This is a genomic window from Shinella zoogloeoides, assembly GCF_033705735.1.
GTDB lineage: Bacteria > Pseudomonadota > Alphaproteobacteria > Rhizobiales > Rhizobiaceae > Shinella > Shinella zoogloeoides_A.
On record NZ_CP131130.1, the window covers coordinates 2,492,564 to 2,516,241 of the forward strand.

General features: G+C 65.3%; 18 protein-coding genes. 6 read left to right on the plus strand and 12 right to left on the minus strand.

Annotated features, from left to right (window positions below; genetic code table 11):
• Positions 1-45: 45 nt before the first annotated feature.
• Positions 46-984, plus strand: a complete 939-nt coding sequence (locus ShzoTeo12_RS12460; protein ID WP_318909904.1) for a rhodanese-related sulfurtransferase — start codon at positions 46-48, stop codon at positions 982-984.
• A 185-nt stretch (positions 985-1,169) separates the two neighbouring features.
• On the opposite strand, the gene ShzoTeo12_RS12465 is transcribed toward ShzoTeo12_RS12460, so the two are convergent.
• Entirely contained in the window at positions 1,170-2,543 is a 1,374-nt protein-coding gene (locus tag ShzoTeo12_RS12465) for a GH1 family beta-glucosidase (protein WP_318909905.1), read from the minus strand.
• 747 nt (positions 2,544-3,290) lie between these two features.
• On the opposite strand from ShzoTeo12_RS12465, the gene ShzoTeo12_RS12470 reads away from it, so the two are divergent.
• Positions 3,291-4,190: an HD-GYP domain-containing protein gene (locus ShzoTeo12_RS12470; RefSeq protein ID WP_318909906.1), complete on the plus strand. Its 900-nt coding sequence runs from the start codon at positions 3,291-3,293 to the stop codon at positions 4,188-4,190.
• A 6-nt stretch (positions 4,191-4,196) separates the two neighbouring features.
• On the opposite strand, the gene ShzoTeo12_RS12475 is transcribed toward ShzoTeo12_RS12470, so the two are convergent.
• The 5 genes from ShzoTeo12_RS12475 to ShzoTeo12_RS12495 form a co-directional block, all read right to left on the minus strand.
• Positions 4,197-5,381 carry a Gfo/Idh/MocA family oxidoreductase gene (locus ShzoTeo12_RS12475; RefSeq protein WP_318909907.1) on the minus strand — a complete coding sequence of 395 codons (1,185 nt, stop codon included), beginning with the start codon at positions 5,379-5,381 and terminating at the stop codon, positions 4,197-4,199.
• Between the two features lie 181 nt (positions 5,382-5,562).
• A complete protein-coding gene (locus ShzoTeo12_RS12480; RefSeq protein WP_119256606.1) occupies positions 5,563-6,615 on the minus strand; it encodes a sugar phosphate isomerase/epimerase family protein in 1,053 nt (350 codons plus the stop codon).
• 300 nt (positions 6,616-6,915) lie between these two features.
• Positions 6,916-7,866 (minus strand): substrate-binding domain-containing protein, encoded by a 951-nt coding sequence (locus ShzoTeo12_RS12485; protein WP_119256605.1) that lies wholly within the window; start codon positions 7,864-7,866, stop codon positions 6,916-6,918.
• Between the two features lie 61 nt (positions 7,867-7,927).
• On the minus strand, positions 7,928-8,932 hold the full coding sequence (locus ShzoTeo12_RS12490) for an ABC transporter permease (RefSeq protein ID WP_318909908.1): 1,005 nt from the start codon (positions 8,930-8,932) through the stop codon (positions 7,928-7,930).
• A 36-nt stretch (positions 8,933-8,968) separates the two neighbouring features.
• On the minus strand, positions 8,969-10,495 hold the full coding sequence (locus ShzoTeo12_RS12495; protein ID WP_119256603.1) for a sugar ABC transporter ATP-binding protein: 1,527 nt from the start codon (positions 10,493-10,495) through the stop codon (positions 8,969-8,971).
• Positions 10,496-10,702: 207 nt separating this feature from the next.
• Here ShzoTeo12_RS12495 and ShzoTeo12_RS12500 point away from each other — a divergent pair, with 207 nt between their 5' ends.
• The gene (locus ShzoTeo12_RS12500; RefSeq protein ID WP_318909909.1) at positions 10,703-11,734 is read left to right on the plus strand and encodes a LacI family DNA-binding transcriptional regulator; all 1,032 of its coding nucleotides are present in this window, start codon (positions 10,703-10,705) and stop codon (positions 11,732-11,734) included.
• Positions 11,735-11,841: 107 nt separating this feature from the next.
• On the opposite strand, the gene xylA is transcribed toward ShzoTeo12_RS12500, so the two are convergent.
• The 6 genes from xylA to ShzoTeo12_RS12530 form a co-directional block, all read right to left on the minus strand.
• Positions 11,842-13,152, minus strand: a complete 1,311-nt coding sequence (gene xylA / locus ShzoTeo12_RS12505; RefSeq protein WP_318909910.1) for a xylose isomerase — start codon at positions 13,150-13,152, stop codon at positions 11,842-11,844.
• A 27-nt stretch (positions 13,153-13,179) separates the two neighbouring features.
• Positions 13,180-14,634: a xylulokinase gene (gene xylB, locus ShzoTeo12_RS12510; RefSeq protein ID WP_318909911.1), complete on the minus strand. Its 1,455-nt coding sequence runs from the start codon at positions 14,632-14,634 to the stop codon at positions 13,180-13,182.
• Between the two features lie 9 nt (positions 14,635-14,643).
• Positions 14,644-15,687 (minus strand): LacI family DNA-binding transcriptional regulator, encoded by a 1,044-nt coding sequence (locus ShzoTeo12_RS12515; RefSeq protein ID WP_318909912.1) that lies wholly within the window; start codon positions 15,685-15,687, stop codon positions 14,644-14,646.
• Between the two features lie 90 nt (positions 15,688-15,777).
• A complete protein-coding gene (locus ShzoTeo12_RS12520) occupies positions 15,778-16,884 on the minus strand; it encodes a metallophosphoesterase (RefSeq protein ID WP_318909913.1) in 1,107 nt (368 codons plus the stop codon).
• Positions 16,885-16,960: 76 nt separating this feature from the next.
• Positions 16,961-18,553 (minus strand): DHA2 family efflux MFS transporter permease subunit, encoded by a 1,593-nt coding sequence (locus tag ShzoTeo12_RS12525; protein ID WP_119256597.1) that lies wholly within the window; start codon positions 18,551-18,553, stop codon positions 16,961-16,963.
• A gap of 82 nt (positions 18,554-18,635) precedes the next feature.
• Positions 18,636-19,841, minus strand: coding sequence for an HlyD family secretion protein (locus tag ShzoTeo12_RS12530; RefSeq protein WP_119256786.1), 1,206 nt, complete (start codon positions 19,839-19,841; stop codon positions 18,636-18,638).
• A gap of 175 nt (positions 19,842-20,016) precedes the next feature.
• Here ShzoTeo12_RS12530 and ShzoTeo12_RS12535 point away from each other — a divergent pair, with 175 nt between their 5' ends.
• From ShzoTeo12_RS12535 to ShzoTeo12_RS12545, 3 genes are all read left to right on the plus strand, one after another.
• Positions 20,017-20,655, plus strand: coding sequence for a TetR/AcrR family transcriptional regulator (locus tag ShzoTeo12_RS12535; protein WP_245424816.1), 639 nt, complete (start codon positions 20,017-20,019; stop codon positions 20,653-20,655).
• Positions 20,656-20,789: 134 nt separating this feature from the next.
• On the plus strand, positions 20,790-21,539 hold the full coding sequence (locus tag ShzoTeo12_RS12540; protein WP_318909914.1) for a TerC family protein: 750 nt from the start codon (positions 20,790-20,792) through the stop codon (positions 21,537-21,539).
• A gap of 294 nt (positions 21,540-21,833) precedes the next feature.
• On the plus strand, positions 21,834-23,606 hold the full coding sequence (locus ShzoTeo12_RS12545; protein ID WP_119256594.1) for an SLC13 family permease: 1,773 nt from the start codon (positions 21,834-21,836) through the stop codon (positions 23,604-23,606).
• Positions 23,607-23,678 lie beyond the last annotated feature (72 nt).

The window sequence follows — 23,678 nt, forward strand, 5'->3', positions numbered from 1 at the left end:
CCTCGCCGCATTGCCTGAAATGCGCCAAAGCTGTATGTGGCGGCCATGACAAACACGATCCCTTCGCCCGCTGGAAACGACGGCTTCCTCGTCGCCGCGCTCTATCATTTCGTCTCGGTTCCGCGCTTTGCCGAACTGCGCGGTCCCCTGCAGGCGCTCTGCGAGGAAAACGGCGTGCGCGGCACGCTGCTGCTCGCCCATGAGGGCATCAACGGCACCATCGCCGGGCCGGATGCCGGCGTCCAGGCCGTGCTTTCCTTCCTGCGCGCCCAGCCGGAATTTTCCGGGCTGGAGCACAAGGAAAGCCGCGCCGGCGAGATGCCCTTCCTGCGCATGAAGGTGCGGCTGAAGAAGGAGATCGTAACGATGGGCGTCGAGGATATCGACCCCAACCGCTCCGTCGGCACCTATGTCGCGCCAAAGGACTGGAACGCGCTGATCTCCGATCCCGACACGATCGTCATCGACACGCGCAACGACTACGAGACGGCCATCGGCATCTTCAAGGGCGCGGTCGATCCGAACACGAAGACCTTCCGCGAGTTTCCGGACTGGGTGCGCGAGAATACCGGCCTGCACAACAAGCCGAAGATCGCCATGTACTGCACCGGCGGCATCCGCTGCGAGAAGGCGACCGCCTTCATGAAGGCCGAGGGCTTCGACGAGGTCTACCACCTCAAGGGCGGCATCCTGAAATATCTGGAGGAAGTGCCGCCGGAGGAAAGCCTGTGGGAGGGCGCGTGCTTCGTCTTCGACGAGCGCGTCTCCGTTCTGCATGGCCTGGAGGAAGGCGAGCACAAGCTCTGCCGCGCCTGCCGCCATCCGCTGACGGCGGAGGAAATCACCTCCCCGCTCTATGAGGCCGGCGTCTCCTGTCCGCATTGCTACAGCGAGCGCAGCGAGGAAGACCGCATGCGCTTCCGCCAGCGGCAGAAGCAGATGGACCTCGCGAAGAAGCGCGGCGAGCGGCACCTCGGGAAGTAGGGGCGGAAAGCCGCCCCTCATCCCGCTGCCGCGACCTTCTCCCCGCAAGCGGGGAGAAGGGGAATGCCGCGCCGTTTTCCCAAAAACTGGACCGATAGAGATAGGATGCGGCAGCGCTCCAAATCCCTTCTCCCTGCCTGCGGGGAGAAGGTGCCGGCAGGCGGATGAGGGGCAGGTGCCCACTCTCAGCCCGCGCGGTGGTTGCCCTTCGGGAACTGCCCCGCCAGCGCGCCATACCAGTGGCCGCTCTTCTTCACCGTGCGCACCTGCGTCTCGTAATCGACATGCACGATGCCGAAGCGCATGCGGTAACCTTCCGCCCATTCGAAATTGTCCATGAGGCTCCAGGCGAAATAGCCGCGCATCGGGTAGCCCTCGTTGATGAGGTCCGCCGTGACGCCGAGATGGTCGGCGATGTAGTCGAGGCGGGGCTGGTCATCCACCGTGCCGTTCTCCACGCCCATATTGTAGCAGGCGCCGTTTTCCGTGATGTAGCAGTCGGGCAGCGTGTAGTCGGCATTGAGCTTGCGCACGAGATCGCCGAGGGCGGGCGCGTAGACCTCCCAGCCGATATCCGTCTTGATATCCGCCACCGGCGGGGCCGGCACGGTCGCCGGGAATTCCGCGGCTTCAGCCGGATCGTCGGCAATGCGCATGGGCGTGTAGTAGTTGAGGCCCCACCAGTCGAGCGGCTGGGCGATCGTTTCCATGTCGCCGGGCTCGATGGCGGGCATGCGGTGGCCGAGGGCGGAGAGGAAGCTTTCCGGATATTCGCCCTTGAAGACCGGGCCGAAGAAGACGCCGTTGTGGAAATCGAAGGCGCGGTCGGCGGCCGCCTTGTCCGCCGGGCTGTCGCTGCCCGGATAGATCGAATGGGCGTTCAGCACGAGGCCGACGGGCAGGTCCGGCCGCTCGGCGCGGATGGCCGAGACGCCGAGGCCATGGGCGAGATTGGTGAAATGCAGGGCGTGCAGCGCCGCATCCATGTTGCCCTCGCCGGGCGCGTGGATGCCGTAGAGGTGGCTGAGCCAGACGGAGCACCAGGGCTCGTTGAAGGTCGCCACCGCATCCAGCCGGTCGCCGAGGCGGGCGATGACGGTCCTGGCGTAGCGCTGGAAGGCATAGGCGGTCTGCCGCGCGGTCCAGCCGCCCTCTCCCGCCAGCATCAGCGGCAGGTCCCAATGGTAGAGCGTGGCATAGGCCTTCATGCCGCGCGCCTTCAGGCCGTCGACGAGGCGGTCGTAGAAATCGAGCCCCTTCTCGTTCACCGGGCCGGTGCCCTCCGGCACGATGCGCGGCCAGGCGATGGAGAAACGATAGGCCTCGACGCCGAGCGACTTGATGAGATCGAGGTCTTCCTCCAGCCGGTTGTAGTGATCGCAGGCGACATCGCCGTTATGCCGGCCGAAGACGCGGCCCGGCATGTTGGAGAAGGCATCCCAGATCGACGGCTTGCGGCCGTCCATCTTCGCCGCGCCCTCGATCTGGAAGGCGGCGGTCGCCACGCCGAAGAGGAAATCGCCGGGAAAGCGGTCGGCAAGGGTCTTGGGATCGATCATCGGTCTTCTCTGTGCCGGGAGGATTTTTGCCGCGCGAGCGGCACCTGTAACGTTGCAGTATCGCCATTTCATGAAAAGTCAATCGCGAAGCATGCCGAACGGCCCGCACGCCGAAACGCCGGGTGGATGTTTCTGCCATCGGACGGGGCGCTGGAAGCTGCCTCATCTTTGATAGTTTAGTGTGGCACCTTTCAGCGCCCCGTTCAGCGGTTTGTGCCCGCGACTTCGGTCCCTCTGCAAAGGTAGAAGACGGGGATGTTGCTCGCCGGTTTCCGGTTTGGGCCTTTCCGTTTTTGCATCCGCCCCGCGCTCCATGGCGAGACGGACGGAAGGGAGCTCCTTCCGGACGGTGTCCATCCCGGCGGACGATGCCGACGCATCCGCCATCTCCTGCCCCCTTGTGTGCCGCACAGGCACGCCCGGCGCGCCGTTCGGGGCTGAAGCGAAAGGGTCGGTCCGATGCCCGATCGCTTCCCCCGTGTCGCCGGAGGGAGACCATTTTCCGCAGGCCCGGTGCGAGAGGTTCTGCGTCTTCCCCTTCCGCCCCGCGCCGACCCCGCCTCGCTGCAACGCCTTGCAGTGTATCCGTGACGGGATGGGGGGATTGTAGGCACAGGTTTGGGGGGCGGGGAAATCGTGCCGCGATTTTTCCTGGCGGCCGGTGCGAGGCCGCGGGAAAAACAGCGGTCACTTAAACAACGATTAGGAATTCACACTCAAAATGCCGGGGTGGCTGGAGACAGATGCGTGGTACGGCGAATTCCGAAACATCTCGTTCGCAAGGGCATGTTCATCGAATCCGTGGAATGCCCCGATACCGAATTTTCCGGCCGCCGCTTCCTCGTCCAGTCCGACGACACGCTGCGCGCCATCCTCGCCACCTCGGCCACCTATGCGCTGGTCAACCCGCAGAAGAGTACTGTCGATATCGACGGTGCCGCTCCCTCGACATTGCAGGCGGAAGAGCGCCAGCGCACGATCGAGACCGTGGCGCAGGCGACGCAAACGCTGCGCGGAAGCTTCGATGCGGTTCGCATGGGGCAATTGCAGGTGGAGGCGCTGAACCCGGTCGCGGACGAGATTTCCGACCGGATCGAGGCTTCGCCCGATATCTTCCTCAAGGTCACGCGCCTCAAGAGCAAGGACAAGGGCACCTATGTGCATTCGCTGGCGGTGAGCGCGCTGATGATGCGGCTTGCCCGCTCACTCGGTTATGCCGAGGACGCGATGCGCGAGCTCGGCGTCGCCGGATTGCTGCACGATGTCGGCAAGCTGATGGTGCCCAACGCCATTCTCAACAAGAACGGCGGGCTGGAGGCGGCGGAACGGCGGGTGGTGCGCAACCATCCGGAAATCGGCTATCGCCTGCTGAAGGAGCAGGGCAACGTCTCGGAGATGATCCTGGACATCTGCAGGTATCATCACGAGGCGCTTGACGGCAGCGGCTACCCGGCCGGGCTCAAAGCCGACAGGATCGGCCCTGAAATCCGCCTCGCCACGGTCTGCGACGTCTTCGAGGCCCTGACGAGCACCCGCCCCTACAAGCGCCCCTGGACCGCCAGGGACGCGCTGAACTGGATGTTCGACCGCGAACAGCTCTTCGACAAGAAGATGGTCATCCGCCTCGGCGGCATCTTCGCCGATTGAGCCGCCTTACACCTTTACCCAGGCCCCGTTCTTCTTCGACGACTGCACGCAGGCATCGACGAAGAGCATGCCCTTGAGGCCGTCATCGACCGTCGGATAGGTGACGGCGGGATCGACCTTCGCGCCGCTGCGCTTGGCATGGATGGCGCGGGCGGCTTCGGAATAGATATTGGCGAAGCCTTCGAGGTAGCCTTCCGGGTGGCCGGACGGCACGCGGCTGACGCGGGCGGCGGCCGGGCCGGAGCCTGCACCGCCCCGGGTGATGAGGCGCTTCGGCTCGCCGAAGGGCGTGTACCAGAGATAGTTCGGATCGGCCTGCACCCATTCGAGGCCGCCCCTGGTGCCGTAGACGCGGACCTTGAGGCCGTTCTCATGGCCGGGCGCGACCTGGCTGCACCAGAGCGTGCCCTTCGCCCGCACACCGTCCTTCTCCTTGAAGCGCATCATGACATGGGCGTTGTCATCCAGCCGGCGGCCGGGCACGAAGCTGTCGAGATCGGCAGCAAGCTCGTCCAGCTCGAGGCCGGAGACGAAGCAGCCGAGATTGTAGGCATGGGTACCGATATCGCCGGTGGAGCCGCCCGCGCCGGATTTCGTGGGGTCGGTGCGCCAGGCGGCCTGTTTCTGGCCGCTGCTCTCGATATCCTCCGTCAGCCAGTCCTGCGGATATTCCATCTGCACGAGGCGGATCGCGCCGAGCTCGCCGTTCCGGATCATCTCGCGGGCCTGCCGGACCATCGGATAGCCGGTGTAGTTGTGGGTGAGCACGAAGAGCGCATCGCTCTCTTCCGTGAGCTTCTTCAGCTTGCGGGCGTCGGCCAGCGTCGAGGTCAGCGGCTTGTCGCAGATGACGTGGATGCCGCGCTTCAGGAATTCCCTGGCGGCCTCGTAATGCACATGGTTCGGCGTGACGATCGCCACGGCCTCGATGCCGTTCTTCAGCTTGGCCTCGCGGATCGCCATCTCCTTGAAGCTGCCGTAGCTGCGCGACGGGTCGAGCCCGAGTTCGCGCGCCGACTGCTCGGCCTTTTCCGGCGAGGACGAGAGCGCGCCGGCGACGAGCTCATAATGATCGTCAAGCCGGGCGGCGATGCGGTGCACCGCGCCGATGAACGCGCCCGAGCCGCCACCGACCATGCCGAGCCGGATGCGGCGCTCCCGCGTTTCGTTTGCGCTTCCTTCGATTGCCATTGGGTGTTTCCTCCTAGGTGTTGCTACGGGAGGCTCACCCCCCTCTGTCACTTCGTGACATCTCCCCCACAAGGGGGGAGATTGACTGGTGCCATGTCGGGTATGGCAACACCCCGCCGCATCCGATCTCCCCCCTTGTGGGGGAGATGCCCGGCAGGGCAGAGGGGGGTATCCCCGACCTTCAAAGCCCGAGCATGCGCCGGTTGGCGGCCTGGTCCGTGCCGGCGTCGGCGAAGTCGTCGAAGGCCTTTTCCGTCACGCGGATGATGTGTGCCTTGACGAATTCGGCCCCTTCGCGGGCGCCGTCTTCAGGATGCTTCAGCGCGCATTCCCATTCGACCACGGCCCAGCCGGCGAAATCGTTGGCGGCCATCTTGGAGAAGACGGCGCCGAAATCGACCTGGCCGTCGCCGAGCGAACGGAAGCGGCCGGCGCGGTTGACCCAGCTCTGGTAGCCGCCGTAGACGCCCTGCCGGCCCGTCGGGTTGAACTCGGCATCCTTCACATGGAACATGCGGATGCGGTCCTTGTAGATGTCGATATTGTCGAGATAGTCGAGGCACTGCAGGACATAATGCGAGGGATCGTAGAGCATGCAGGCGCGGGCATGGTTGCCGGTACGCTCCAGGAACATCTCATAGGTGATGCCGTCGTGCAGGTCCTCGCCCGGATGGATCTCGTAGCAGATGTCGACGCCGTTCTCCTCGGCATGGTCAAGGATCGGCTTCCAGCGCTTCGCCAGTTCGTCGAAGGCGGTCTCGACGAGGCCGGCGGGGCGCTGCGGCCAGGGATAGACGAAGGGCCAGGCGAGCGCGCCGGAGAAGCTGGCCATCGCATTGAGACCGAGGTTCTTCGACGCCGTCAGCGCCATCTTCACCTGCTCGACGGCCCAGGCCTGCCGCGCCTTCGGATTGCCGCGCACTTGCGGCGCCGCAAAGCCGTCGAAGGCCTCGTCATAGGCGGGATGCACGGCGACGAGCTGGCCCTGCAGATGGGTGGAAAGCTCGGTGATCTCGACGCCGTTCTCGCGCGCCTTGCCGGCGAACTCGTCGCAATAGGCCTTGGATTCCGCCGCCTTCTTCAGGTCGATCAGGCGCGCATCCCAAGTCGGGACCTGCACGCCCTTGTAGCCGATATCGGCCGCCCATTTGGTGATCGAGTCCCAGGAATTGAACGGCGCGGCATCGCCGGCGAACTGTGCGAGAAACAGGCCGGGGCCCTTGATCGTCTTCATTTTCGGCTTCCTCCCATGGAGCTGGCCATGGTCGCGGCCAGTCGATGATATTTTTGCGGTACGTACCGCAGAGCGTGGAAAGCTATCGGCCTTTGGCCGGGCGGGCAATGCGGAATTATCGATGTCGGTGGAATGTGAGGCGATGGATGACGCGGCACGGATATCCGGCAGTGTTCGCCACATCCTACCATCTCTCCTTCGTCGTGGTCGGCTTGACCCGACCACGACCAAGGAGAACGTGGCGCGGTCATGGACAAACCGCCCGGGCCGAAAACCCGGGCGGCTCGCTTCGTCGTCAGATCAGAACGGGGAATCCGGGAAGTAGAAGTCCTTCGCGTTGTCCTTCGTCACCAGCGTGGCGTCGATGGTGTAGACGCCGCGGACCGGGACCTGGCCGTAGAAGTTGGCGACGGTCATTTCGAGCGCGGTGCCGACCATTGCCGGCGGATAGAGCACGTCGACCGGGATCATCTTGTCGCCGTCCATGACCTTCTTGATCATGTCCTTCGAGCCTGCGCCGGCGACGACATACTGGATGTCCGTGCGGCCGGCCTGCTCGATGGCCTGGAGGACGCCGACGGCCATGTCGTCGTCCTGGCACCATACGACGTCGATCTTCTGGTACTTGGTCAGGTAGTCCTGCATGACCTTGAAGGCGTCGTCGCGGTTCCAGTTGCCGTACTGGCGATCGAGGATCTTGACGCCCGAGCCTTCGATGCCCTTGTCGAAGCCGTCCTGGCGCTGCTGGTCGATCGGGATCGCCATGCCGCGGATGACGACGACTTCGGCATCCGGCGTCGTGGTCTTGATATATTCGCCGGCCGTCTGGCCGAGGGCGAAGTTGTTGCCGGCGACATAGAGGTCACGCACGGAATTGTCGTTGGTGCTCGGCGCACGGTCGACCAGCGCGACGAAGGTGCCCTTGCCCTTGACTTCCTTGATGGCGTTGACGAGCGGATCCGGGTCGGTCGGCAGGATGACGAGTGCGTCGATGCCCTGCGTTTCCAGGTCCTGCACGGCATTCGCCTGGCTTGCCGGATCGGGCGAGGTCTTGACGATGACGTTGAGGCCCGGATTGCGCTCCATCAGGAGCTTGGCGACACGCTCGGCATGGTAGACGACGCCGGAGGTCCAGCCATGGTCGGCGGCCGGGATCGACACGCCGATCGTCACCTTCTTGTCTTCTGCGTGCACGGCGCCGGCGATGAGCGCCATGGCGGCGACCGTCAGGCCCAAAAGTTTCTTGCGCATGAGTTTCCTCCCAAAAGCAGGTCTGTTTTTCTGACCGGGCGACCCGTTGACCCGGCTAGTCCTACGACTTCCGCACCAGCGAGCGCTGGACGAGCATCGCAATGATGATGATCGCGCCCTGGATGGCCCCGATCAGATATTCGCTGATGAAGTTGGAGAGCAGCATGATGTTGCCGACCAGCTCGAGAATGAAGGCGCCGCAGATCGTGCCCCAGACACGGCCCGCCCCGCCCTTCAGCGCCGTGCCGCCGACGACGACCGCGGTGATGGCCTGCAATTCCCACAGGATGCCCGTGGTGGCGGAGGTGGAGCCGAGGCGCGGCACGTAGAGCAGCACGGCGATGGCGACGCACAGGCCCTGGATGACGAAGGCGATGGTGCGCACGCGGTTGACCGGGATGCCGGAATAGCGCGCGACGTCGCTGTTCGAGCCGACCGCCACGACATGGCGGCCGTAGCGCGTGCGATAGAGCACGAAGGCGGCGATGGCCGTGACGACGAGGATGACGACGATCGGCACCGGCACGCCGAGGATGTAGCCGAAATAGGCCGGGCGATACATCGCCTGCAGTTCCGGCTCGCGCAGCGTGATCGCGCCGCCCTGCGACAGCCAGGTGGTGAGGCCGCGATAGATACCCATAGTGCCGAGCGTGGCGATGAAGGGCTCGATCTTGCCGACCGTGGTGATGAGGCCGTTGGCAAGGCCGCAGGCCGCGCCGATGACCAGCGTCAGCACGACGGCGGCGGCAAGCATCATGCCGGGATCGGCGATCACGCCCGAATTCATGAAGAGGATCATGATCGAGGCGACGAAGGCCACCATCGAGCCGACCGAGAGGTCGAGGTCCCCCGAGGAGATGACGAAGGTCGCGCCGACCGCGATGATCGCGATGAAGGCGCTGCGCGTCGCGACATTGGCGAGGTTGTTGAGCCCGATGAAGTTGGGGTTCACCAGCGCGCCGACGATGAGGAGCAGCGCGAGCGCGGCAAAGGGCGCGACGGCCCTCAGATCCACATCCCGCCAGCTTCGGCCCCGCGGCTTCGTTTCGACTGCGTCTTCCGTCATGTTCGTCCCCGACGTAATGCGTTGTTCTGGCGGCGATCAGGCCGCGGTCTTTTTCTTGAGGCCGGCCGAATAGCGCATGATCTCCTGCTCGGAGATTTCCTCGCCTTCGAGAATGCCGACGATCCGCCCTTCCCGCATGACGGCGACGCGCGTGCACAGGCCGATGATCTCCGGCATCTCCGAGGAGACGACGACGATCGACTTGCCGTCGCGGGCGAGCGCCGAGATGAAATGGTAGATCTGCTGCTTGGTGCCGACATCGATGCCACGCGTCGGCTCGTCGATGATGATGACGTCGGGCTCGGTCTCCATGACCTTGGCGAGCAGCAGCTTCTGCTGGTTGCCGCCCGACATGCGGCCGGCGACGACGCGCCCGTCACGCACGCGGATATCGAAGCGGCGGCGGGCGCGCTCCAGCGCGGTCGCCTCGCTCTTCGGGCTGAGATAACCGTAGCTGCCGTGCTTCTCCAGCGATTGCAGCGTGAGGTTCGCCGTCATGCGTGAGTTGAGGAGCAGGCCCTTGTGCTTGCGGTCCTTGGTCATATAGGCGATGCCCACGCGGTTGGCGGCATGGACGTCGCCGCCCGGCACGCTCTCGCCGCGCAGCCTGACCTCGCCGGCCGTGCGCGCCCGAAGGCCCGCAACGGCTTCCATCAGCTCCGAGCGGCCGGAGCCGATCAGGCCGGAAAAGCCGAGGATTTCGCCCTTGCGGACCTCGAAGCTCGCATCCTTGACATAGCCCGTCGAAAGCCCCTCGACGGCGAGCGTGACCTCCTCGTCGACGCTCGGCTCCTGCTTGGCGGGATAGAGGCTGGAAAGCTCGCGGCCGACCATGAGCTGGGCGATGGATTCGCCGTCGAGAATGCTCGTCGGCGCGGTCTTCACCCATTGTCCGTCGCGCAGCACCGTGACGCGGTCGGTCAGCTCCATCACCTCGTCCAGCTTGTGCGAGACGAAGACGAAGGACGTGCCCTTTTCGCGCAGCTTGCGCACCTGGCGGAAGAGGTAATTGGTCTCCTCGCGGGAGAGAACGGCGGTCGGCTCGTCCATGAAGATGATGCGCGCGTCGCGGCTGATGGCTTTCGCAATCTCCACCATCTGCTTGTCGGCGATGGAGAGCGAGCTGATCAGCGCATTCTCGTCGACATGGGAGCCGAGCTGGTCGAGCACGCGGCGCGTCTCGGCGCGCATGAACTTGCGGTCGAGCACGCCGAAGCGCGTGACCTCGCGGCCGAGGAACAGGCTCTCGGTGACGGTGAGATGTTCGGCGAGGTTGAATTCCTGATGGATGATGACGATGCCGAGCGCTTCGGCCTGCCCGTTCGGCGGCAGCTTCACCGGCTGGCCATCCAGCAGAATCTCGCCGGAGGTCGGCTGCTCGAAACCGGAGAGGATTTTCACCAGCGTCGACTTGCCGGCGCCGTTCTCGCCCATGAGCGCATGAATCTCGCCGGCGCGAAGCTCGAAATTGACGCTGAACAGAACCTGTACGCCATTGAAAGACTTGCTGATACGGCGTGCAGCGAGAACGACGGGAGCCCCGTCGGCAGCGTCCGGATTCATCGATTTTCTCCCTGCGGCTCCCTACCGCTTGAGCATGATGTAAACCTTTACACTGGCTATGTAAAGGTTTACATCATTGGATATCAGGAATTTTCACCAAGCGCCGTTTGACCCTCGGGCCAGTCTGTGTAGTGTCCCCCGCACTTCGTTTGTTTGACGCGGTTTCGGGCGTCTTCCCGGACCTGCCATCGCTAAGTGAGAGCCAGTTTGTCGACGTCCAGCCCTGCCACGATCGAGGATGTAGCGCGCATCGCGCAGGTCTCGATCGCGACCGTTTCAAGGGCGATCCATACCCCGGAAAAGGTGGCGAACTCGACGCGGCTGAAGGTGAACCAGGCCATCGCCATCACCGGCTATACGACCAATGCGATGGCGCGCAGCCTTCGCCTCGGCCGGTCGAACATGATCCTCGTCGTGGCGCCCGATATCGGCGACCCGAACTTCTCCAACATCCTCGTGGGCCTGGAAAACGAGGCGCGGGCGCATGGCTACGGCATCCTCATCGGCCATACGCAGAACGATCCGCAGCGCGGCCTCGAATATCTGAAGTTCCTGAATTCCAACCAGGCGGCGGGGCTGATCCTCTTCACCGGCATCCTGCCCTTCGGCCACCAGAGCATGACCGCGCGCCTGCCGCCCAGCGTCGGCGTCTTCGAGCCGGTCTACAATGGCGGCATCCCCTATGTCGGCGTCGACGATATCGAGGGCGCGCGCAAGGCCGTGGACCTCCTGATCGCCGAGGGCCACCGCAAGATCGCCTTCATCGGCGATTCGCGCACGCGCCTTGCCTATAGCCGCCGCCGGCAGGGCTATGACGAGGGGCTGGACGCCGCCGGCGTGCCGCCGCGCGACCGCCTCATCCTCGAAGGCGACGGCACCATCGAGAGCGGGCGCCTCGCGCTCGAACAGCTCTTCATGCGCGACACGCTGCCGAGCGCCTTCATGTGCGTGAACGACCAGACGGCCATCGGCGTGATGATCGGCCTCGGCGCGCGCGGCTACGACATTCCGACGGACTTTTCCGTGACCGGTTTCGACGACGTGCCGCAGGCGACCTTCATGACGCCTTCCCTCACCACGATCCGCCAGCCGCGCACCGCCATCGGCAAGAGCTCGATGGCGCTTCTGCTGGAGCTGCTTTCGGGGAGCGAACCGCCGGAAGCCGAAATCCTGCTGACGCCGGACCTCATCGTGCGCAATTCCGTCTCCACCCCGGCACGGCGGTTTTTGAAGCGGTAGCTTTCTCAGCCGGCATGGGTGCAGGCCGGAGGGTATTTGCGGAGCACGTTTCAGCCTGCAACGAAAAAGGGCGCCATTCGGCGCCCTCTCGATATAGCGAATGCCACTCAAACGTAGCGGTTGACCACGTTTTCCAGCAGCTCCTGCCGGCCGGAGCGCGGCTGCGGGTTGATTCCGCCGGAAAGCACATAGGCCTCCAGCGCTTCCAGCGAGGAACCGCCGGAAAGGATTTTCTGCGCATCCGGCTTCTGCCAGCCGGCATAGCGCTCGGCGAGCGGGCCGGAGAGCGCCTTGTCCTCGACCATCTTCGCCGCTGCCTTCAGGCCACGCGCGCAGCAATCCATGCCGCCGATATGGCCGATGAGCAGATCCGCCGGGTCGATCGACTGGCGGCGCAGCTTGGCGTCGAAATTGGTGCCGCCGGTCGTGAAGCCGCCGCCGGCAAGGACCTGGTAATAGGCGAGCGCCATTTCCGGCACGTTGTTGGGGAACTGGTCGGTATCCCAGCCGGACTGGTAGTCGTTGCGGTTCATATCGATGGAGCCGAAGATGCCCAGCGCATTGGCGAGCGCCAGCTCGTGCTCGAAGGAATGGCCGGCGAGGATCGCATGGCCCTGCTCGATATTGAGCTTCACCTCGTTTTCAAGGCCGTACTTCTTCAGGAAGCCGTAGACTGTCGCGACGTCGTAGTCGTACTGGTGCTTGGTCGGCTCCTGCGGCTTCGGCTCGATGAGGATCGCGCCCTTGAAGCCGATCTTGTGCTTGTATTCCACCACCATGTTGACGAAGCGGCCGAGCTGGTCGAGTTCCTGGCCGAGATTGGTGTTGAGCAGGGTCTCGTAGCCCTCGCGGCCGCCCCAGAGCACATAGTTGTCGCCGCCGAGGCGCTGCGTGGCGTCGATGCAGGTCTTCACCGTCGCCGCGGCGAAGGCGAAAACGTCAGGGTCCGGATTGGTCGCTGCGCCGCCCATGTAGCGGCGGTTGGAGAAGAGGTTCGCCGTGCCCCAGAGCAGCTTGACGCCGGTCGCGGCCTGTTTTTCGGCGAAGTAGTCGACGATCTCGTTGAGGTTCTTCGTGTTCTCGACGAAGTCCTTGCCTTCCGGGCGCACATCGGCGTCGTGGAAGCAGTAGAAGGGAACGCCGAGGAGCTGGAAGAATTCGAAGGCGACATCGGCCTTCAGCTTCGCAGCCTTCATCGTATCCTCGAACCACGGGCGCTCGAAGGTCTGGCCGCCGAAGGGGTCGCCGCCCGGCCAGACGAAGGTGTGCCAGTAGGCGACGGCGAAGCGCAGGTGATCCTCCATGCGCTTGCCCATGACGATCTCGTCGGGATTGTAGTGGCGGAAGGCGAGCGGGTTGGTGCTCTCGGGACCTTCATACTTGATCTTGGCGATATCGCCGAAGAAGCCGGTGGCCATGGGTGTCTCCTCTTGAATGGTCGTTGATCAGTAGGCGGCGCGGATCGCCGGATAGAGGCGGCGGTAGCGCTGGTAGGCATCCTCGTAGGCAGCGGTGAGCGCAGCCTCGGGTTCGATGGTTTCGGCGGTGGCGGGCGCGGTCAGCACCTCCGTCGGGTTCGCACCCGTCGCGGCGATAACGCCGAGGCGGGCAGCGCCGAAGGCGGCGCCGAAATCGCCATCGGCCGGCAGGTCGACGGGGAGGTCGAGGGCCGTCGCGATGGACTTCAGCCAGTAGCGCGAGCGCGAGCCGCCACCGATGGCGGTGACGCGCGACAGGCGCGTGCCGGCAGATTTCAGCGCTTCGAGATTGTCGCGGAGCGCGAAGGACACGCCCTCCAGCACCGCCTGCGTCAGTACCGGACGCCCACTCTCATGGCCGAGACCGAGGAAGGCGCCACGGATGGCGGCATCGTTGTGCGGCGTGCGCTCGCCCGAGAGATAGGGCAGGAAGGTGACGCTGGACGGCGCCTGCAGCGCCTCGCCGAGTTCCTTCGTGAGATCGGCGGCGGAAGCGCCGGTGACGCGGGAATGCCAGTTGAGCGCATCGGTCGCCGAAAGGATGACGCCCATCTGGTGCCAGGTATTGGGCAGCGCGTGGCAGAAGGCATGCACGGCGCTTTCCGGGTTCGGCAGGTAGCTGGCATTGGCCGCGAAGAGCACGCCGGACGTGCCGAGCGAAACGAAGGCCGTGCCCTCGCGTACCGTGCCCATGCCGCAGGCCGAGGCCGCGTTGTCCCCCGCCCCACCGGCGACGACGACGCCTTCGCCGAGGCCCCATTTCGACGAAAGCTCCGGCCGCAACGTGCCGGCCGGCTCGGTGCCTTCCACGAGGCCCGGCATCTGGCGCTCTTCGAGGTCGGTGGCGGCCAGCAGTTCGGCGGACCATTTGCGCGCGCCGGTATCGAGCCAGGAGGTGCCGGCGGAATCGGACATTTCGGAGAGGTGCTCACCCGTCAGCCAGAGGCGGAGATAATCCTTGGGCAGCAGCACCCAGCGGACTTTCGCGAAGGTGTCGGGCTCGTTGTTCTTCACCCAGGCGAGCTTCGGCGCGGTGAAGCCGGGGAAGACGATGTTGCCGGTAATCTTTCGGAAGCGCGGATCGGCGTCGAGCGCGGCGGCTTCCTTGTGGCTGCGCGTGTCGTTCCACATGATGCAGGGGCGCAGCACCTTGTCATCCGCATCGATCAGCGTCGCGCCGTGCATGTGGCCGGAAAGGCCGATGCCGCGCACGGCGGAGAACTCGGCGGGATGGGCGGCGCGAAGGCTGGCGATCGCCTCCTCCGTCGCTCGGATCCAGTCGGCCGGGTCCTGTTCCGACCAGCCGGCGTGCAGGCGCGCGGTCTCGACATCCTTGCCGGAGGCCGAGCCGACGACCCGCTGGTCCCCATCGATCAGCATGGCTTTCACGCCCGACGTGCCGAGGTCGATCCCGAGATACATGGCTGTCTCCTAGTTTTCCTCGTCCGGGCCGGCCGGGAGGTTGTCCTTGATGAAGATGTCGAGGCGGATGCGCTCCTGCGCGGCATTTACCGGCAGGCCATCCGCCTTGGCGCGCAGCACGCGGATGGCGCTGCGCACCTCATGGCCGGCATCCTGGTTGAGCACGGCATCGACGACGCCGCTTTCCAGCGCCGCGCGGGTTTCGCCCGTCAACTCGTGCACGATCACGCAGAGATCGCTCCTGCCACGCTCCGCGAGCGCTGCAAGCAGGCCGCGATTACCGGCGCCGAGGCTGTAGATGCCGGCAAGGTCCGGCACATTGGCGAGGCAATCGGCGATCAGCGAGAAGGAAAGCTCCGGATCGTCCTGCCCTTCCAGCACCGGCAGGATGGCGCGAGCCTCCGGCATGGCCGACATGGCGGCGAGAAAGCCCTCGAGACGCTCGCCATGGTCGCGCACGCGCATGGAGCCGGCGAGCACCGCGACCGGGCCGGGCCGGCCGCCGAGGAAGCGGCCCATCAGGCTGCCGGCGGTGCGGCCGGCGGCGATGTTGTCGACGCCGACGAAATGATCGCGGCCCGAGCCGGCAAGATCGGAAACGAGGGTGGCGACGGGAATGTCGGCCTCATGCGCGCGGGCGATGGCGGCGGAAACTTCCGGCGCATCCACGGCGACGGCGGCAATGCCGGAGACGTCTTCGGCGATGGCGGCATCGATGGCCTTCGCCAGCGCCGCCGCGTCGAAGGCCGGCACCGTCGCCACGGAAAGGCGGGTGCGCTCGGCCGCGGAATGCAGACCGGCATGGCGGACCTCCGCCTCCAGCCCGCGCATGAAGGGATTGTCGCCTTCCGGCAGGATGAAGACGAGCGGATAGACGCGGCTCTTGGCAAGGTTCGCCGCCGCGACGTCGCGCACATAGCCGAGCGCAGCAATCGCCGCCTCGACCCTTGCGCGCGTGACGCTGCGCACGCCCGGCCGGTCGTTCAGGACGCGGTCGACCGTGGCGAGGCTGACGCCCGCCTTGTCGGCGATATCGTGAACCGTGGGTCTCATCTCTCCTCCGTGGCGAGAGCCTTAGAGGAATTTTTGATGTACGTAAATCAGAAATTTTCAGGCAAGGTCCAGAGGCCGGTTTTGCCGGGCCTAGAGACGCTTGCTGAAGGCGTGGGTGAAGAGGAGATCGGCGGGGTTCTCGCCGGCCTTCGCGAGGGCGACGTCCATGAAGGTGTCGGTGACGCGCACCAGCGCAAGGCCGCCCAGGAAGGCGGCGATGGGCTTGAAGATATCGTAGCCCTCGCGGTTGTAGATCATCGGCGTCGGATGCTCGTGGCCATGGAAGATGCCGGCGACATTATAGCCCTTGAGGGCGGCAAGGAGGGCGGCCCGCTCCTCGTCGCTCCACCAGTGCGCGGGACCGGCGCCGGTTGGATCGAAGGTCTTCGCCGCCGGGTCCCAGTGCTCGGTGGAGAAATGGTCCCAGCCGTAGTGCTGGAAGAGCACGACGGGCCGGCCGTCTGCGGCATAGGCGGCAAGGTCCTGCTGCAGCCAGGGCAGGCCGCTGATCGCCCCCTTCGTATCGTCTCCGCCGAAGCGTTGGAGCTGGATGAGGTGCAGGCCGCCCCAGTCCCAGGAATAGTTGTCCGAATCGAGATCGTAGTTCGTCACCGGCACCGGCGCCTTGTAGAAGACCGTGGAGCGATGGTTGAGCTCGACATAGTCGCGCAGTTCGCGGCGATACCAGTCGATATGCGGGGCGACGCCATCCTGGTCGAGATCGTGATTGCCGAGGCCGTTATAGACCGGGTAGTGCACCCGATCCGGCCCGGTGCCCTGCTGGTAGCGGCTGGTGAATTGCTGGAGCTGCCACCCCTCGCCCGGCACCTTCACCTGCCCGCCGCCATCATCCGTCATGTCGCCGCCGAGCACGAGGCCGAGGGGCGCGGCGATGGGCGCGCCGGCGCTCGCAAGGCCGGAGGGCTTGCCGTCGATGACCGCCGGCCAGACGAGGCCGCCGACCGCATTGACCGCCGCGACATGCCGCAGCAGCGCGGCATCCGTCTTGCCCTCGGCCGCGCAATCCGGGCTGAGGCCGTCGGCCGAAACGAGGCAGGCATGGACATCGCAGGAAAAGAGGAAGGTGGCGTCCGTCGCGGGGCGCTGCGCCGTCGCTGCAAGTTTCGGAAGGACGAAGGAAAGGCCGAGGCCACCGGCAGCAGTCAGGAGATGGCGGCGGGTGGGATTGAACGGCATGCGGGCCTCCGGGCATCGATCACGCCGCCATTCTGGCGGACGGACCGATGTCCCGGCAAGAGGGTTTCGGGCGGGCTCAGTGCCCGCCGCCGCCCCCGACGCCCGATTGCGGCTTGCTGATCGCGAAGGCGCAGACGACGAGCGAGCCGAAGAGGACGGTCAGAAGCAGGAAGATATCGATGAAGGACAGGATATAGGCCTGCTGCTGCACCATGCCGGCCATCTGCTTGATGGCAATGGTCGGCCCGTCGAGGCCATGGGCGGAGAAGTTCGAGGCCATGTTGCGCAATTGCTCGACGGCGACCGGATTGCCCCACTGCACATGCTCGGACAGGCGCAGGTAATGTTCCTGCGAGCGCTGGGTGAGGATGGTGTTGATGACCGCAAGCCCCACCGCCCCGCCGAGGTTTCGCGTCAGGTTGAAGAGGCCGGAGGCGTTGCGGATGCGGTCGGGCGGCAGCGTGCCGAGCGCCACGTTGTTGATCGGCACCATGCAGATCATCAGCGAGACGCCGCGCAGGATCTGCGGCACCAGCAGCTCGTAGAAATCCCAGTCGGCGGTGAGCTGCGTCATCGACCATGTGCCGAGCGCGAAACCGCCGAAGCCCATCATCATCATGACGCGCGGATCGAGCCGCGAAGACATCATGCCGGCGATCGGCGCGGTGCAGAACATGGCAAGGCCCGAGACGAACATCGTCTCGCCGATCATCAGCGAATCGTAGCCGCGGATACGCCCGAGATAGAGCGGATAGAGATAGGTGAGGCCATAGAGCCCGATGCCCATGACGAAAGAGAAGACCGAGCCGAAGGCGAAGTTGCGGTTGGCGAAGGCGCGCAGATCCACCACCGGGAACGGCACCTTGAAGGCCCGCCAGAAGAAGACGATGGCGCCGATGGCGACGGCAACAGAGCCGAGCACGATATGCTCGTCGCTGAACCAGTCCTTGTTGTTGCCCTCTTCCAGCACGTATTCGAGCGAGCCGAGGAACACCGCCATGGAGATGAGCCCCCACCAATCGAAGCGCTTCATCAGGCCGAATTCCGGCTTGTCGAAATCGATCAGGTTGAAGGTCAGGACCGTGACGATGATACCGGGAATGATGTTGACGAGGAACAGCCAGTGCCAGGAGAAGGCATGGCTGAGATAGCCGCCCACCGTCGGGCCGATGGTGGGGGCGAGCGTCGCGACGAGGCCGATCATCGGCGAGACGACGGAGCGCTTGGAGGGCGGGAAGATCGTGAAGGCGGCCGCGAAGACCGACGGGATCATGCCGCCGCCGATGAAGCCCTGGATGGCGCGATAGACGATCATCTGGTCGATGTTCGTCGCCGTCGCCGCAAGGGCGCTGGCGATCGTGAAGCCGGCAGCCGAGAAGCTGAACAGCACGCGCGTCGAGACGATGCGCGCCAGCGTGCCCGACAGCGGGATCATGATGACTTCGGCGATCAGGTAGGAGGTCTGCACCCAGGCGATCTCGTCCGCGCCCGCGCCGAGGCCCGCCTGGATCTCCGAAAGCGAGGCCGAGACGATCTGGATGTCGAGGATCGACATGAACATGCCGAAGACCATCGCGAAGAACGCGATGACGCGGCGGACGGGAACCTTGTCGGCATGGGCGGGCGCGCCCGCAAATGCGCCGGCAGTCGGTTGAGCGGTCGCGGCCATGGCCCGCGCTCCCTTGCTGGAGCATCTAGCGGCCGGGTGTCGTCACCCGGCCGCTAGATGCGGTAAACGTTGGATCCGAAAATTACTCGGCCGTCGCGGCGACCGCCGAGCCCGCGGGGGCCGTGCGGCTGTCGACATCGACGACCACGCTCAGGCCCGCACGAAGCTTGCCGCTGTCCAGCGCTTCCTTCGGAAGGGCGATGCGGACCGGCACGCGCTGCGTGACCTTGGTGAAGTTGCCCGTCGCGTTCTCCGCCGGCAGCAGCGAGAAGACCGAGCCGGAAGCCGGTGCGATCGAGGACACGGTGCCGAGGATGTCGTCGTCCTCATAGGCATCGACATGCAGGTGCACCTTCGAGCCGGGCACGAGATGGGCGATCTGCGTTTCCTTGAAGTTCGCCTCGACATAGAGGTCCGTCACCGGAACCAGCGCGGCAAGGCGCTGGCCGGCCGAGACGAGGTCGCCGACCTGCACGGAGACATTGCCGACGACGCCGTCGTAGGGCGCCTTCAGCACGGTGAAGCCGAGGTCGCGCGCGGCCTTGTCGCGGGCAAGCTCGAGCGTGCGGATGCCGCTCTCGGACTCGGCGCGCTGGGCCTGGAGGACAGCGATATTCGCCTTTGCGGACACGATATTGGCATCCGCGCCGACGAGGTTCGCCTTGGCCTGGTCGAGTGCCACCGTGGCGCTGTCGAGCGAGGCGGTGGTGCCGACGGCCTTGGCATTCAGTTCCTTGGCGCGCTTTTCGGCGACTTCCGCGCCGTTGAGCGCGGCCTGGTAGGCGGTCTTCTGGGCTTCCGCCTGGGCAAGGCTCGCCTTCGCGCCGTCGATCTGCGCATCGATGCGGTCGAGCGCCAGCTTCTGGGTGGCGATTTGCGCCTCGGCCTGCTCCTTGGCAAGACGATAGTCGCCGTCGTCGAGCGTGACGAGCGGCTCACCGGCCTTGACCGTCTGGTTGGCGACGACATTGACCGCGGCCACATAGCCGGAGACCTTCGGCGAGATCGAGGCGATATCGCCCTCGATATAGGCGTCGTCGGTCGAGATCATGAAGCGGCCATGCGTCCACCACTGGTAGCCGTACCAGCCGGCGGCGGCGAGCAGCGCAAGGCCGAGGATCGGCAGCATCATGCGGCGGCCGCCCTTCTTCTTCTCGGGCTGCGCAGCCACGGCCTCGGGCGCCGCGGCCTCCGCCGTCGTCACCGGCCGGGCCTCCGCGGTCTCGGCTTCAAAATCGTCGTTGACCGGGCGAACCTTCGCCGTGCCGGCGCCATGGGAAGTCGACATGCGCATGCCACCATTCTCGGGGTGAAATTTACAAATTAACTGAACTGAACCGTTCGGTTCGATTTGACATAGTCCTCTTTTTCCCGCATATCAAGTGAAATCGAACCGGGTGGTTCGAAATACTTCACATCAGGCTTTGCGCACAGGAACGGAGATGCATACGACGGAAGACAAGATGGCTGCCCCCCATGCAGGTCGCCGCGTGGCGGGCGAGGACCCCGCCAAGCGCGAGCAGATCCTCGACGGGGCCAAGCGCGTGTTCATGGAGCAGGGCTTCGAAGCGGCCAGCATGAACGACATCACGCGCGCCGCCGGCGTCTCCAAGGGCACGATCTACGTTTATTTCGAGAACAAGGAAGACCTGTTCGGCTACATGATCGAGCGCGAGCGCAACCGCATCACCGAGACGGTCCGCCACGTGCTCGACGGAAAGAAGCCGATCACCGAGACTTTGGCCGATTTCGGCGTGCTCTTCGCCACCCACATGACGGCGGACCAGACGATCCGCGCCATGCGCATGGTGATCGCCGCCAACCATCGCCTGCCGATGCTCTGTAGTCGCTTCTTCTCCGCGACGCCGATCAATCCCGTCTCGGTGCTGCAGGAATATCTCGACCGCCAGGCGGCCGAGGGCATCATCGCATGCGAGGATACCACGCATGCCGCCAAGCAGTTCATCGAGCTCACCACGGTCGGCCTCTTCAAGCCGCGCATCTTCGGCGCGATGGAGGAGGTGCCCTCGCGGGCGACGATCGAGAAGAACGTCACCTCCGCCATCCGCATGTTCCTCGCCGCCTACGGCGCGAAGCCTTGAGAAGCGCCGGCAACCCGCGCATCAGATGACGAAATCGTGATATTCGCCGGAACGGCGGCCCGCTCGCTTGTCAGCGGCCGGATTCTGCATAAATACGGAAGTCCATACCCGTATTCATGGAGAGGAAAGACCGGATGGACAGCATTCTTGCGCTCATGCAAGACCCGGCCGCCTGGATCGCACTCGTCACGCTCGTCGTGATGGAAGTGGTTCTCGGCATCGACAACCTCATCTTCATCTCGATCCTGACCAACAAGCTGCCCGCCGAGCATCGCGTGCAGGCCCGCCGCATCGGCATCGGCCTTGCGCTCGTCATGCGTCTCGCGCTGCTCGGCACCGTCGCCTGGATCGTCCAGCTGACGACGCCGGTCTTCACGCTGTTCGATCACGGCTTCTCGTGGAAGGACATGATCCTGATCGCCGGTGGCCTCTTCCTCGTCTGGAAGGCGACGAAGGAGATCCACCACAATGTCGACCCGGTCGACCACAAGGAGGACATGGTCGGCGGCGCGGTCACCACGTCGTTCGCCGCTGCCATCGGCCAGATCCTGCTGCTCGACCTCGTCTTCTCGATCGACAGCATCATCACCGCCGTCGGCATGACGCCGCATCTGCCCATCATGGTGGTCGCCGTGCTCGTGGCCGTCGCCGTCATGCTGCTGGCCGCGACGCCGCTCGCCAACTTCATCGAGAAGAACCCGACCATCGTCATGCTGGCGCTGGCCTTCCTGCTGATGATCGGCACGACGCTGATCGCCGAAGGCATGGGCTTCCATGTGCCCAAGGGCTACATCTACGCCGCCATGGCCTTCTCGGCACTCGTCGAATTGCTGAACATGCTCTCGCGCAATGCCCGGCAGAAGAGCAGGGGCGCGAGCCATTGAAACAGGAACCGGCGGGGCCTTCACCCCGCCGGTTTTGTTTTGGGAACCGTCGAAGACGGGCCGGACGGGTTGGGAGCTCGCCTGCCGTTTCGTCGGCCACGGGGAGAAACCGGAAAAATCCCCGTGTTCTCCATCTCCGTCGTGTCCGGTTGACACGGCCCGCCTTCTCTTGGCAAATCTTCGGACGGGTGGATTGTTCCGCGAAAGTTTTGGACGGTTGCGCTGATCGTAGCGGAACCGGCAGGGCCTCAAGGGAATTCATGCCGCGCCTCACCCCGCCGCACGGACTGACATATGACCCTTGAGCAGACCTCCGCCTTCGTCGTCATCGGGCTCATGATGGCGGCGTTCATATGGGGAAGGTTCCGCTACGATCTCGTCGCCTGCTGTTCGCTGCTGCTGGCGCTCGCCGTCGGCATCGTGCCCTTCGACAAGGCGTTTTCCGGCTTTTCCGACGATATCGTCATCATCGTCGGCAGCGCGCTGATGGTGAGCGCGGCGGTCGCCCGCTCCGGCATCGTCAATCTCGCGGTGAAGCGCTTCTTCCCGAACCTCACCTCCAAGCGCAGCCAGCTCGCCCTGCTGCTGGTCTCCGTCGCGGTGCTCTCGGCCTTCATCAAGAATATCGGCGCGCTCGCCATCATGATGCCGCTCGCCTTCCAGTTCGCCCGCAAATCCGGCACGCCCGCCTCGAAGTTCCTGATGCCGATGGCCTTCGCCGCCCTCCTCGGCGGCCTGATGACGCAGATCGGCACCTCGCCCAACATCGTCGTCTCGCGCCTTCGCCAGGAGATCGGCGGCGAGAGCTTCACCATGTTCGACTTCACGCCGGTCGGCGCGACGCTGACGGTCTGCGGCATCCTCTTCATGCTGTTCTTCAACCGCATCGTGCCCGAGCGCACCAACAAGAACGCCAGCATCGAGGAATCGCTGGAAGCGGCCGCCTATTCCTCCGACGCGACGGTGGTGGAAGGCTCGCCCGCCATCGGCAAGTCGCTCAACGAGGTGCTGCGCAACGGCGACGGCGACGTCATCGCGACCTCGATCATCCGCGGCCATGTGCATCTGACGCCCCTGCCGGACGTGCGCCTCATGGCAAACGACACGATCCTCATGGAAGGCACTGCGAGCGCCCTCGACAAGGTCGTCTCCACCGCCGGCCTGACGCTCTCCGGCCAGCCGATCCGTGCCGGGCGCGGCGAGGCCGGCGAGATCAGCGCCATCGAAGTCGTCGTCGGCAACGAGTCCCGCCTCATCGACATTTCCGCGCGCTCCATCGCGCTGTTCCATTCCTATGGCATCAACCTGCTCGCCGTCAGCCGGCAGGGCCAGCGCCTGCGCGAAAAGCTCTCCGAGGTGCGCCTTCGCCCCGGCGACGTGATCGTGGTGCAGGGCAACAACCGGGCGCTGCCGACGCTGCTGCCCGAACTCGGCCTGCTCCCCCTCGCCCAGCGCGAAATCCTGCTCGGCGCGCCGCGCAAGGCGATCATCCCCGTTCTGGTGCTGATCGCCGCCATGGCCTCCACCGCGCTCGGCCTCGTGCCGGTCGCCACCGGCTTCTTCGCCGCCGCCGTCGCCATGGTGCTGTTCCGCGCCGTGCCGCTGCGCGAGGCCTATGCGGCGCTGGACGGGCCTATCCTCGTCATGCTGGCCGCGCTCATCCCCGTTTCCGACAGCCTGCGCACGACGGGCGCCAGCGAACTCATCGCTGGCTGGCTCGGCGATATCGCCGTGCACCTGCCGCCCTTCGGCGCGCTCACTCTCATCCTGCTGACCGCGATGGCGGTGACGCCGTTCCTCAACAATGCCGCGACGGTGCTGGTGATGGCGCCGATCGCGGCGAGCTTCGCGGGCGCCCTGCACTACAGGCCCGAGGCCTTCCTGATGGCCGTGGCGATCGGCGCGGGCTGCGACTTCCTGACCCCCGTCGGCCACCAGTGCAACACGCTGGTCATGGGCCCGGGCGGCTACAAGTTCGCCGACTATCCGCGCGTCGGCCTGCCGCTCTCCGTCCTCATCGTCATCGTCAGCGTACCGACACTGCTCTACGTCTGGCCGGTGCAGTAGCCGGGCCCGAGTTTTTCTTGACGCGCCGGGCTGAATATGGTCTCACCCAGCCCAATGGATTGCCTTTTGCCG